Origin of the sequence: Vibrio sp. Vb1127 (assembly GCF_033338735.1) — a bacterium.
GTDB lineage: Bacteria > Pseudomonadota > Gammaproteobacteria > Enterobacterales > Vibrionaceae > Vibrio > Vibrio alginolyticus.
Map to the genome: position 1 here is coordinate 27462 of NZ_JAWOTF010000016.1, position 11925 is coordinate 39386.

Below are 11925 nucleotides of genomic sequence, written 5' to 3' on the forward strand. Positions count from 1 at the left end.
ATTTTCTCTCCACTAACAGGGGTTTCCCCTAGTCGCCACCGAGGCCCACCCGCCGGACTTACCCCTAAGCACTAAGAATCGTTCCTCTTCAAGTGCTTCATTTAATGAAACCCTAGAGCAATCTGATTGCCAAAGAAAAGAATTTGTCATTCAGATTGCTACCCTAGGGTGCAAAAGTTTATCTCGCTCAAGGCTGCTAGACCTCCAGCGCCATAGAAATGCCAACATAAACCCCGTTGTCATTGCTATGGCAGGGTGCTGGTGGTCTAAATGAATCGCCTTCGGCGAGCTAAAAGCATTTGTATCGCTTTTCTTAACGGCTTCGCCTAAAAAGCTGACCCTCTATCGAGCCCTATTGTGTCGCCTTTGTCGGGGCTAATGTCAATCGAAAGGACAATACTTATTTTTCAATACATCGTGTTATTATGTGGTATTTAACTGGGTGGTTTGATATAATAAATACAAGTAAGTTACTGTTTATATTGTTAAATTGCTTGGGGGCATTATGAAGACAGTTATTCAAAACATTGAAAAAGTGACTATTGGTCATATAGTAGGCGGGGTTAAACAGGAGTCAGAAGTACGTCTATTAATCATTGAATCTAAGGACGTTGGCACGTTCGCTACATGTGTAGTAGAGAATGATGAATTTGGTACAAGCTTGTATGAGGTATGTAGCGTCAAAAGTCTAGACAACATTGTTGATGATGTTCAACAAGGCAGAAAGGTCGCGCTTAGTACATGGGAGCCTACCTTAATCCCTAATGTCGAGTATGTAGCGGAGCAGTTTGAGATCGCAGAGCTATTGAGTAACAAACCAAATCACATTAGTTTATTGAAGTAGGGGCACCACTATGAGAACTGAGAAACAGATTGAGCTAATTAGTAAGCACTATAAAGACCAGATCAGTGTATTCAGCGGAGAACCGCATCTAATGGTATGGACAGAAAAAGGAACTGGCTTTGTTTCAGTCAAAGAAATGTCTCAGAATAAATTCGATGAATTCTTGAAGGTTGCCCTTAAGCGTGAAGAAAAAGCTAACAATGAAGTTAAGCTAAAACAGATTTGTGCAGATTTCGGGGTTCTAGAAATACTTCAGTCAACGGCTCAATGGCGGGATTCAATCGAATCATTATTGACCTTGTTTTCTTTTGCGTTACTTCCGACACGCCTTGTGGAGCTAGAGAAGGAGCTTGAAAGAGCAGCGTTGTCATTCGACCATCAATAGATAAATATTGCTCAGATTTACTGGGCAATATTTGCTCTCCACTAACAGGGGTTCCCCCTAGTCGCCACCGAGGCCCACCCGCCGGACTTACCCCTACATCACTAAAGCTCGTGCCTCGCTAAGTGCTGTCATTGAAATTTCATTCAAACCTAAATCACTATGGACGCCAACAAAAATCCGTTGTCATCCATAGTGCAGTGGTAAGGTTTGATGAATTTCAATGTATCGCTCAAGGCTGTTAGACCTCCAGCGCCATAGCAATGCCAACATAAACCCCGTTGTCATTGCTATGGCAGGGTGCTGGTGGTCTAAATGAATCGCCTTCGGCGAGCTAGAAGCTTTTGTATCGCTTTTCTTAACGGCTTCGCCTAAAAAGCTGACCCTCTGTCGAGCCCTATTGTGTCGTCTTTGTCCGGTCTAAAGTCAACTAGAATAGTTAAGTATATTTTACTTTATTGTGTGTTCTAATATGGTATTTATAGTTGCGTTTATTTATAATACATACTCTGAACAAATAAATATCATAGGCTTGGGGGCAGTATGAAATTAGAAGTTATCATCAATAATTACACCATTATTTGCAGTCGTTTATTCGGTTATGTTGGGAAAAACAATGTCGGTTTAGTAGAGGGTAAGTTTATTTCGATTACCTATGAAAAGGTGATCAATGATTCAATATACATGGACTCAGACATAGCTTTTATCTTAGGTACTAACTCGGATATCGACACAAGACATAATATCGTAGAAATCCTAAGTTGCTTATCAGAGGAAGGGCATCGTGGTTCTTCTTTATCAAAAGTAATTTCAATAGGTAAGTTTCTTCTAGGGAAGAAGTTTAATGAACCTAGGTTAAAAGTGATGAAACAGTTTAGGGGAAAGACGGTTTCTACTTATGAATGGGATGTGTCAGGACAACCCTTAATAATCGAACAGACCAATGAGCCAGATTCATTATTATCTAGTTTCAAACTTATCTAGTGATATCTGACATATATCAATTGAACATACTAGCTAATTGAAAAGGAATATATTAAGGGTAGGGGGAACATATTGAATTTAGCAGCATTGTTATTACGCATTTACGCAGTAGCTGACGCTCTAACATTTATTTTTGAGCGTTTGGGTTTCTCAAATGTGGCTGATGCTTTTACAGTATTTGTACTAATTGTTGGGTTTGCAGAGGCTTTCGGTCTAATAGATAAAATTGTAGAAACTATCAAAACGAAAACGAGTACAAAGCAAAGAGTAAAATTGGCGATACTTTTAATTTTAATACTAATAACTATCCAATTGTAACAAGTAAATTTGTTTCAATTGGACGCTCTCCACTAATAGGGGTTCCCCCTAGTCGCCACCGAGGCCCACCCGCCGGACTTACCCCTACATCACTAAAGCTCGTTCCTCGCTAAGTGTTGTCATTGAAATTTCAATCAAACCTAATTCACTATGGACGCCAACAAAAAGACGTTGTCATCCTTAGTGCAGTAATAAGGTTTGATGCATTTCAATGTATCGCTCAAGGCTGCTAGACCTCCAGCGCCATAGCAATGCCAACATAAACCCCGTTGTCATTGCTATGGCAGGGGGCTGGTGGCCTAAATGATCTGCCTTCGGCAGCTAAAAGAAATTTCAACGCTTTTCTTAACGGCTTCGCCTAAAAAGCTAACCCTCTATCGAGCCCTATTGTGTCGTCTTTGTCTGGATAAAAGTCAATAATAATAGTTAAGTATATTTTACTTTTGTTTGTGTTTTAATGTGGTATTTTAATCTGGTTTTGGTATAATGGAAACAGTTGGGAATACTACTGGCGGGACAAAAAATGAAAGTAACAGTTCATAACTTCTACATCACTAACGGCAAGATTATTGGTCAAGTTGGTGATAACGATATGGGTTTAACTCAGGGGAGATTCTTTAGCGCGGAATTTCAGAAAAAAACTCCAAACGCTGTCTACTGTGAACTGGGAATAAAATATGAATTCGGCAAAGCCTCAGAAACACCTATCGGAGACCTTGTGAAAGAAAAGTTGTTCGATCTTCAATTCGAGATTACGCAGGGGTCAATAGTTGCTAAGGCACAAGAGTTACTGAGAGAAACGTTTGGTGTGGAAACTACGCCTTCTGTAATTTCAGAAGTCCAGTACAAAACACGTTTAGTACGTAAATTAGAGTGGTCATTCTTTGGTCGCAAGATCACCATGACAGAGTCAATTGATCACTCTGGATATAGCGAATTATCCATTTAAGCACTTAGGGCTAAAGCCCTAAATGCTTAATTTCCCGCTTCTTGGGGGTCACCCCCGACAGCTCGGCCCCAGCCAACCCGTCATCCCCCGATCACAATGCAATATCAAAGAACTTGACATTGATTATTTCGATCTATATTTTGGCGAAGCCCTTTTAATTATTTTAAATTTAAAAGTATTAAAATATTTTAATTCTAAAGAAGGGTCTGCGTTTTGTTTAACAGACTTGTTTTTCTCCCATATTTGTAAATATCAAAAATTACACTGTCCTTTTGGGCTCCTTTCTATGACCTTTAAGTGTCCGATTACTCTCACTGTGACGTAATGCTTTACTCACTTATTAAATGTCCATCGGGTATATTAGCTTGATTAATGCCATCCAATTGCCATTACAGTCCCACCAAATAGCCACTAATCGGTCAGGACAAAAAAGACCCTTTGCCAGGGCATATCTACAACTGTGAGTAATTAAGTGCTGTGGTGGATTTATCTTAAGTTATCAACTTAAGAGCATGTTTTAGCTTTAGACAGCTCAATGTGTGATGTTGCCAAAGCGATAGGTGCGTCCATTTTTAAGATGTTAAGAGACGTATCTTTTGAAATAATGTGAATATTTTGAGTGAAGGCCAGGGGGATGTTGGGGAGAGCAACTGAGGTCTACTTAGAGCAAGGAGCTCAGAACAATTTACTTTAAAATGAGGTTGGAACCTTAATGATAACCTTCCACCTTTGTATTCAGAAATTGAAAATACTATTTATTATTTGACCTATGTGAATAACGAGGTTGGCAAGCAAATGGCTAGTGTGGCACGTGGGGCCATCGACTGTCATCAACTGACTTAGTGTATAGACAGTCAGAGCCAAGTTGTGTTGTTCCGTTAGAACCTCACAAGCGAATGTTAGCTACAAATCAAAGTATTGAGCTCCCATGATGTTCAGATGATTAGGCAAAGAAAACGTCGGTTGCTTGATTCGGCTCTTGACGTATGTGCTAACGTAGAAGCACCAAACTGGCTTAACTGACTACATAAGCTTCCAATTGTCGAGGGCTTAAATTATATATATTTGCAGCCTAAATCGTCGATTTGACGAAGGCGGTGTTCGCGAACATTTTGCATCACTGTAATACGATTAAAGTCTCGGTCAATCATGGGATTTAGCATCGGTTGAGGTACTCAAAGCTCTGCATGTTCATTAAGTATAAGAGGACATATTAAAATTGCTCTTACACTCTTAGTGTATATTATCTATGTTATGTTAAATTCGCGACGATTGGAATTTTGTACACGTAGTTGTTACCACCTACCAAATATCAATAAGTTAGATACCTCCTTTTGAAAGTTGACTATGTGAAATCTCTTTCCCCTGTGAATTTGAAATTTGTGAGTATTAAACATAATGGCCATTTACCATAAAATAGGTTATCAGAAGATCTATTTAACTAAAGTTAAATAGATCTTCTGATAAAAAATAACTTAGTTTTCGATTACTCTTACTAAGATTCGAAGCAATATTTACTCATTTTATTCTTTGGTAGTTTTACTCTATGTCGTTTTTCAATTAACGTTGATACCTTGCTATTCTGGCAATATTCCCATGTATTTTGTCTAATCACTACATCGACTAGGTCTAAATTTAAACCTAAGTATTTTTGTACATTTGAACTGTCAGAAAATTGTACATATACCATTCGATTCTTTTTCGATATATAGAGAGATGATACTTCTATTTGGTAATTTCTCTCCAAGTTCTCCTTTAACTTCTCTCGCCAGTCTTCAATCAACACCTGCCTCCTAAAGTGAAAATATTTGAGGTTGTCACAGACATGCTATATATTGCATTTATCACTAAAAAACAATAGAGATATTTTACTATGTTTAACGACTGTTCAACACTATTTATTGGGTATGATGACGGTAATGCCCAACATAAGATCTCAGCTGAATCTGTTAAAACCTCCTTTCCTACACACATCCAACGTTCGACTGAACGTTTTGCGGTACTAGATGAAACCTTTTCAGTATCAAGTAATGCTCCTGTTCAAACGAAATTTACTTCTGCTGTTACAGGTAACGCTTACACCATTGGTGAGGTAAAACAACCTATTCCCAGGAACGATGACTTCTCCAATAGTGAAGCAGCTCAGGTTTTACTGCAGCATGGCTTAAATCAATTTGGAGATGAGTTACTCAATAAAAAGTACGTTCTTTGTACTGGAATGCCATTAAGACAGTTCTTTAAAACAGATGGGTCCGTCAACGAAAACAATGTTAAGCAAAAGATGCTCTCTATGCAGAGATCTTTTGATCACTTAGGTACTGACCCGGAATCGAAGCTGCGGAAGTCAAATATTGAAGCTCTACTTGTTCAGCCCGAAGCACTAGCAGCCCTTCGTGTATTCCTATTTAAGAGAGATGATTCAGGGATGTTGGTACATAACCCTGAATACATAGGAAAAACGATCGCAATCGCTGATCCTGGTGGTAAAACAACTGATATAGCTGTGTTTGACGATGGAACTATTGATATGGATCGTTCTGTCACCCAGGACATCGGGTTCAATCAGATTGTCAAAAAAGCATCCAACTACCTTTACGATTTAGGTTTCACCACACCCACACATCAGCAGTGCCGTAAGTTAATTGATGAAGGTATTGTTACAGTTCGGGGGGTTGAAAAAGATCATTCAGAATGGGCAGAGAATGCACGGAAGGAGCTAGCTAGTAAGATTTTTGGCGCAATCACTGATACCTTATCTAAAGCTGTAGATATTGATTTAATCATATTCATTGGAGGTACTATTGCCGCATTGCGTGAAGAAATTACACCTTTAATTGAAGAGTATTACGGTAAAGATAACAACTCATTCCTCATACCAGATGAAGCAGACAAGCTAAACGCTTGGGGCCTTGAGTTGTTTGCAGAGCTTTGGTACCAAAACAACAAAAAGAATAAGTAGGCAAAGGTCATGGGGCGCTTTTCATTAAAAGTGGAAATAAGGATACCAAATGATTACTCAACAGAATGCCGAGAGTTAGCGAATTCAAAATCAATAACTCTCAAATCGTTAGTCGAAGAGTTAATTAGAATTGGGTATTTCATCGAAGAGGGTGAGTTCGATAAGCTTATGTATTATTTTGATAACATCCTCCCTCATGAGATCAGAGACTGGGATTGGTGCCGCAACTTAGGGTTACACATTGATAAAGTAAAGAGAAGAGCTAGCATACACATAACGGATTCTTCTGTGTATCACCAAGGTCTCGTTCATACTTATTTGTCTGCACATTCCGAAAACGATCCCAAGCAAGCTCTTAATGATGTCAACCAACATGCTATCAATATGATGAATTCTGCTATTCATTTCCTTCAAAACCAAAGTAATAAAGAAAGGTTTAAGTGTAATGAGTACAAGACACTCGAAAATGTTGAGCAACATTTGGCTAAAATAGCTTCAAGTATTGAAAAGCTTTCAAACCACCCTATTGGCTTTAGAGCTGTTGAGGGGCAAACTGAACAGCCAGATGCTTTTTCTACGAAAGATGATTATCTTGAAAGTAAAGATGGTGTCTCTGATAGCTTAGCTATTGATAATTTCAACATGGAGTCATTGCTGATAGCTTAAGAAAAATGGGGCTAATGGGGCTTAGCACTGTTTAGTTAAGCCCCACTTTTGAAAGGAGTTGGTAGCGATTTTATTCGTCAAAGAGAGCCTCAATTTGTTCATTGTCTAAGTCCCCTTTCCGACTTTTGAACCTATTAAAACCTTGTTTAACTGTTTCTTTAACTCTTGCTTTAACAGCGTTAAAAAAGTCCTTCCAGTCGATCTTGTAATCTGAGTCCAATGTGTATGCAATAATGCTAGGAATTGAAGATCGTGCAACGCTATCCAGAACAGCCATCTCTTGTGGTGTCGGTTCCGCCTCTTCTAAATGCAATTCAAAAACCTTGATCGTTATGTACCACTTCTCACTATCGTAGTGTACTAAGTCACTATCGAATTTCGAAAGGAGAAATTTAATCTCGTTAGAACTTAGTTTATAGGTAGGGAAACCAACGACAATGTTCATGAATTTTGCAGCCATACCATTGTCTATTATTTTTCTTCCTGGAATCTGGCTAGCACTACCCTTTCTGAGCTCGTTTTTGATGTGTGAAAAACTACAACGCTCTGTGAACTTAGCCCTAAGTTCGACTAGGGTGTGTTTTGCTGCTCTATCTGCAATCGTACTTGCTTCAGTTATACTGATTTTTTTGTTCCTATTTTGTTTTAGCAAAATTGCTGTTTTAAGTCTTCTGGCGTATAAGCCAGGGAAACCTTCTAAGTCACTGTAAGGGTAATCGTATGCTGATTCTAAACATTGTTCATACAGTTCCACCCAAGGGCTTTTTAACTCTTCTAGCTCTACAGTCATTGTGAACTCCACTTTCTATTGTTTATAGTCCATTTATAGCATATATCTAATTTTATTAACACAAAGCTGACTTAACATTTGCTATAATATATAATAGAATTCTTAGCAATATGGTTATTACCGCAATATAATAAATACAAAAGTAGTAAACCTTTGATTTAAGGTGATAAGAATGCCAAAAACCAAAAAGTTACTTATCTCTAGGCTGGCAGACATTGTTCAAAAGATTGAACTACTAGAGAATCCCAAACGCAACGCCCGAATTTTAGAGTTGGCACTAGGGCTAAATGGTGAGGGTCCACATACTCAAGCTCAGATTAAAGAATTTCTTGACGTGGAGTACCCAGAAGCAACTGTTAGTACCGAAAGAATCCGTGTCATCAAGAGTGTACTTGTAGATTCGTTTGGCAAGGAACTAGTTAAATCGTGGGATGAGTTTTTCGAAAATCTGTTTGATTACCTGTACTCTCAGGTCCCAATTGAAATTGGGCTACTTGCCCAACGTTTAGCCGATCCCAAATATCAGAGTTTTAACCCCAAGCTTGGACATCAAGAAGCATTTAGTGAAAAACCATTTAATGTTTTGGGGCTGATGAAAATCCTAGAGTTCAGACCAAAAGTCGACACGAGACAACTCAAAATTAAGAGGCTCTATTTTGAGTTCAATGACACACGTATAAAGGGTCGTGAGAGAAATACTAAAGAGTCTACGCTTTTCCTTATTCCAAACAACTTTAACGTTAAGTTAGAAAACCTTCTTAACCACGCAGAACGAGCTGTAAAGTTCAATGGGATGATACAAGAGCAAATCTTACTACCTCTCATGCCTAAAAAGCTGCCTGTACATAAAAGAGAGGAATTAGCTCACTCTTTGCTTATCTGTCATAAGGATTTCATGTGGCTAGATGAGCGATTAGGCTACTTGACCCTAACTAACTCTTTAGATAATAGGATTACAAGATTTGCAGCTAAGATTTTTAAAGTTGTTGATGAGATTTCAATTGCCCTATTTTCATGCCAAATATCAAGAGCAGTACGGGCCCAAGCTCGCGCATTAAGAAGTGACTCAGATTTAGAGTTTCTACAAGAGCGCTCAAATTTATTGAATAATGTCTCTTATGGTTCTGACATACCTTTCAAAGTGCAAGACGCTTTAATGTATTTCGTTAGAGCGGGATTATGCACGATTGATGAGAGCAATACTCTTCGTCCTACTGAGCTGTTACTGGATAACGTTGATGTTTCTCTTCGTCGTTCAGAAGAAATAATGATGGACGTACTAAAGAATGCACCAAACCAAACGTTAAGTAACTCTGAATTCCGCGAGAAAAGCATAAAAGAGATATCTGAGAGGACAGCAAAGCTGTATGACGAACGTTTTGAAGATTTTATTGCTAAGGACATTATTCTTAAGAAAGACCAGCTCGTGCTTTTTAATAGGGATAGCGTTGACTCTTTAAAGAGATGCACTAGAAGCGCTATTGAATCTCAAAGAAGCATTTATAAAGGCGCTCGACAACCTCTTTATCTAAGACTAATTGAACTTGCCAGTTTATATATTGAACGAGCCAAGAAAGCTAACGCTTCAATTGCATCTAATCGTACACAGTTGAGAAAAGCTAAGGCAGATAAGAAGGTGAAGCTTGAGAAAATCGAATCTCTTGAATCAACCTCTTCTGACTTACGTTTGTTAAAAGCAGAGTGCTCTGATTTCTCGTTAAGAGTTGATAAGTTACAAGAGGAACTGCAACGATTAAACAGAAAAGTTTCTCAGTATGAAAAGGCAGGTGAATCTAGGAGATCTTTGTTGAACTCAGAACTTGAAAGGATTCATATTGCTGAAAGACACATGTCATTCTGCGAGCGATTGCTAACTACAAGAGACTCAATTTATGAAAAATCAATTCAAATCGTTGTCGATGAGCTTTGTTCTACTCTGATGTCACTCAAAAGTAGTGAGGTTGATGAAGAAATACTCAAATCCAAGTCAGACGTTGCTATTAACGATGTTCTCGGCTCAATTCTAAACAGAGTTGAAGGCATCGATTCTGAGTTTTCTAATGATCTCGAGAAGCTTAAATTTACTGATATTCTAATCTACCGTGTGATATCAGATTCGATTTCCTTACTCGATAGACTCGACTCTGAGCTACCAGAACCAAATGATAAATTTTCAGATTTGATATTGAATTTGATTTTGGAGTTACCTGAGGATTCCGATGGTAATAGGAGCACTACGTATAGCGAGTTTAAATCAGCTTTAATCGAAAGAGCTATCGCTGACGAAAGAAACCATGCTGTTGGCCACTTCAACCAACATAATAGCTATAGCCCCCTCTTTGTTCGTGTGAGAAAAGCGGAATACTCGTACGTAGGTACTGAAGCTTCTAAGCATGCTGACTTTGAGTATATATAACTAAGAGATCAGGAGTACAAATGCTAAAGATTTTTAACAAATTTATGATGTTACTTGCCCTATTTGCTACCGTAAGTTTGGTGTCATCAGTTGTTGAAGGAAATGCAGTCTTAGTCTTTATGACGTCGGCATTTGTACTTGGTTTGCTATGCATCATTCATAAGTTCAAAGGTGGAGTACTATCTCCTACCCTCTTAAAGGCCGTTGAGGTTGCAGTGGTAATTGTATCTATTGGATGTTTGCTTACAGCTCCTCCCGGCGAGGGATTTTACGTTTTAGCTTGGTTATGGACGACCGTGTTTTTCACGCTGTATAAAAAGGCCGATACTCATGTCTAATTCATTAAGCAAAAAAGTTAACATACGTGGGCCAAATAACTACCAGTTTTTAAAGTGGATTCTGGATGCTAACGATAATTTTTTGGCACTTAACCACTGCAATGACCCGGATGGTTTTCGTACAACATCTAAAGCAATTCAATCTCAGCTTAATAAAATTGATGAAACGGATGTACAGAAGATTCGGTCTACTTTCATGCAATTATTGGTTTTCTTTCCAGAGTCTAGAGTAGATAAGTTCGTCGGTTTGTTTCATGCTGCGAAATCTCGTGATAAAACTTCAACAACCACAATGGCACTGTCTAAGCTTACCAAAAAAAGGTTTGATTCCTTATGTAAGAGAGTAGCTAAGTCTTCAACGAATGATGAGTTTTTAAATCTGCTACTCGATTTAGCGGAGACAGAATATGGGTTGGATGAAAGTAACATGAGGTAGTGGTTTGGTAGGGCCCATATTACTATTCATATTAGAAAATAAAGCAGCTACGATAGCTGCTTTAATTTAAAAATTAATAGTTAAAAAACTGGGATTGTTGACTATGAATGCTATGTAAGAGCTTATCACTATATATGGCCCCAGTGGATACTGCCCTCTCGTTCCTCTTATGTATGTTATGACGATGAACACAAACATAAAGAGTATTGTGAGCATTGTTATCTCTACGCCAGCCCAAGCCCCTATACCAGCCCCCAGCCTTAAATCACCATTTGCCATTCCAATATTTTTGTAAAGCACTTTATGCATAGTATTGAAAAGGTAAAGAAGCCCATACCCTAATAAAGCACCGCTAAGCGATTCTTCGGAAGATAGATAGCCATACTCTGTACAAGCCAGAACCAAACCAGACCATAAAATGAAATTTGTTAGTTTTTCTGGTAGAAATTGACTCGCTAGGTCAACCAAAAACGCCATTGCTGTTAGGCAAAAGAAAATGAGCATTAAAAGAAACTGCTCAAATGAAGTTGCTATTTGGTATAGAGTCACCGTTGAAGCGGCTACGGTAATTTCTAATACAAATACCTCTTTATAAGTTTGGTTGTTTCCCTTCAGGCCACCAGCAATGCAGGAGAAAGGTACCCAGTATCCAACACTTTTGCATAAGCTAGTGAAGTCAAACCGTCCTTCACGGTTACTTGGTTCTAAAGAGTATTCAGGATAATAGGTGATGAGATCATTTCTGATCTCATCTTCTTCAATTTGTGGCAGTAATCCAGCTATGACATAAGTGATCTTTGCAATGAGACTACCAGTAATTACCAGGAACAGATAAGAAATCAT

The 11925-nt window shown here is 38.5% G+C and carries 12 protein-coding genes; 10 read left to right on the plus strand and 2 right to left on the minus strand.

The features are described from left to right. Positions 1-505: 505 nt before the first annotated feature. From R7H07_RS18145 to R7H07_RS18175, 7 genes are all read left to right on the plus strand, one after another. Positions 506-844 carry a hypothetical protein gene (locus R7H07_RS18145; protein ID WP_025636798.1) on the plus strand — a complete coding sequence of 113 codons (339 nt, stop codon included), beginning with the start codon at positions 506-508 and terminating at the stop codon, positions 842-844. A gap of 10 nt (positions 845-854) precedes the next feature. Then, the gene (locus tag R7H07_RS18150) at positions 855-1229 is read left to right on the plus strand and encodes a hypothetical protein (protein ID WP_025636800.1); all 375 of its coding nucleotides are present in this window, start codon (positions 855-857) and stop codon (positions 1227-1229) included. A gap of 540 nt (positions 1230-1769) precedes the next feature. Then, entirely contained in the window at positions 1770-2210 is a 441-nt protein-coding gene (locus R7H07_RS18155) for a hypothetical protein (protein ID WP_025636794.1), read from the plus strand. A gap of 72 nt (positions 2211-2282) precedes the next feature. Next, the gene (locus R7H07_RS18160; RefSeq protein WP_025636793.1) at positions 2283-2528 is read left to right on the plus strand and encodes a hypothetical protein; all 246 of its coding nucleotides are present in this window, start codon (positions 2283-2285) and stop codon (positions 2526-2528) included. A 523-nt stretch (positions 2529-3051) separates the two neighbouring features. Further along, positions 3052-3477, plus strand: a complete 426-nt coding sequence (locus tag R7H07_RS18165; protein ID WP_025767165.1) for a hypothetical protein — start codon at positions 3052-3054, stop codon at positions 3475-3477. Between the two features lie 1873 nt (positions 3478-5350). Next, positions 5351-6436 (plus strand): ParM/StbA family protein, encoded by a 1086-nt coding sequence (locus R7H07_RS18170; RefSeq protein WP_025634167.1) that lies wholly within the window; start codon positions 5351-5353, stop codon positions 6434-6436. 9 nt (positions 6437-6445) lie between these two features. Next, the gene (locus R7H07_RS18175) at positions 6446-7102 is read left to right on the plus strand and encodes a hypothetical protein (RefSeq protein WP_025634166.1); all 657 of its coding nucleotides are present in this window, start codon (positions 6446-6448) and stop codon (positions 7100-7102) included. A 70-nt stretch (positions 7103-7172) separates the two neighbouring features. Here R7H07_RS18175 and R7H07_RS18180 read toward each other — a convergent pair whose 3' ends face one another. Next, a complete protein-coding gene (locus tag R7H07_RS18180; protein WP_025634165.1) occupies positions 7173-7892 on the minus strand; it encodes a hypothetical protein in 720 nt (239 codons plus the stop codon). Between the two features lie 172 nt (positions 7893-8064). On the opposite strand from R7H07_RS18180, the gene R7H07_RS18185 reads away from it, so the two are divergent. From R7H07_RS18185 to R7H07_RS18195, 3 genes are read left to right on the plus strand one after another with little or no spacing between them, the layout of a single operon-like run. Then, positions 8065-10308 (plus strand): hypothetical protein, encoded by a 2244-nt coding sequence (locus tag R7H07_RS18185; protein WP_025634164.1) that lies wholly within the window; start codon positions 8065-8067, stop codon positions 10306-10308. Positions 10309-10328: 20 nt separating this feature from the next. Continuing rightward, positions 10329-10646 carry a hypothetical protein gene (locus R7H07_RS18190; protein WP_025634163.1) on the plus strand — a complete coding sequence of 106 codons (318 nt, stop codon included), beginning with the start codon at positions 10329-10331 and terminating at the stop codon, positions 10644-10646. After that, positions 10639-11082: a hypothetical protein gene (locus R7H07_RS18195; RefSeq protein ID WP_025634162.1), complete on the plus strand. Its 444-nt coding sequence runs from the start codon at positions 10639-10641 to the stop codon at positions 11080-11082. The genes R7H07_RS18190 and R7H07_RS18195 overlap by 8 nt, the downstream gene beginning before the upstream one ends. Before the next feature lie 66 nt (positions 11083-11148). Here the strand turns inward: R7H07_RS18195 and R7H07_RS18200 are convergent, their stop codons facing one another. Next, the gene (locus R7H07_RS18200) at positions 11149-11925 is read right to left on the minus strand and encodes a prepilin peptidase (RefSeq protein WP_025634161.1); all 777 of its coding nucleotides are present in this window, start codon (positions 11923-11925) and stop codon (positions 11149-11151) included.

Bases quoted from the DNA above. Each gene is read 5' to 3' on its own strand.
- R7H07_RS18145 (WP_025636798.1), top strand. From the start codon at position 506: ATGAAGACAGTTATTCAAAACATTGAAAAAGTGACTATTGGTCATATA.
- R7H07_RS18150 (WP_025636800.1), top strand. From the start codon at position 855: ATGAGAACTGAGAAACAGATTGAGCTAATTAGTAAGCACTATAAAGAC.
- R7H07_RS18155 (WP_025636794.1), top strand. From the start codon at position 1,770: ATGAAATTAGAAGTTATCATCAATAATTACACCATTATTTGCAGTCGT.
- R7H07_RS18165 (WP_025767165.1), top strand. From the start codon at position 3,052: ATGAAAGTAACAGTTCATAACTTCTACATCACTAACGGCAAGATTATT.
- R7H07_RS18170 (WP_025634167.1), top strand. From the start codon at position 5,351: ATGTTTAACGACTGTTCAACACTATTTATTGGGTATGATGACGGTAAT.
- R7H07_RS18175 (WP_025634166.1), top strand. From the start codon at position 6,446: ATGGGGCGCTTTTCATTAAAAGTGGAAATAAGGATACCAAATGATTAC.
- R7H07_RS18180 (WP_025634165.1), bottom strand. From the start codon at position 7,892: ATGACTGTAGAGCTAGAAGAGTTAAAAAGCCCTTGGGTGGAACTGTAT.
- R7H07_RS18185 (WP_025634164.1), top strand. From the start codon at position 8,065: ATGCCAAAAACCAAAAAGTTACTTATCTCTAGGCTGGCAGACATTGTT.
- R7H07_RS18190 (WP_025634163.1), top strand. From the start codon at position 10,329: ATGCTAAAGATTTTTAACAAATTTATGATGTTACTTGCCCTATTTGCT.
- R7H07_RS18195 (WP_025634162.1), top strand. From the start codon at position 10,639: ATGTCTAATTCATTAAGCAAAAAAGTTAACATACGTGGGCCAAATAAC.
- R7H07_RS18200 (WP_025634161.1), bottom strand. From the start codon at position 11,925: ATGATTTCTTATCTGTTCCTGGTAATTACTGGTAGTCTCATTGCAAAG.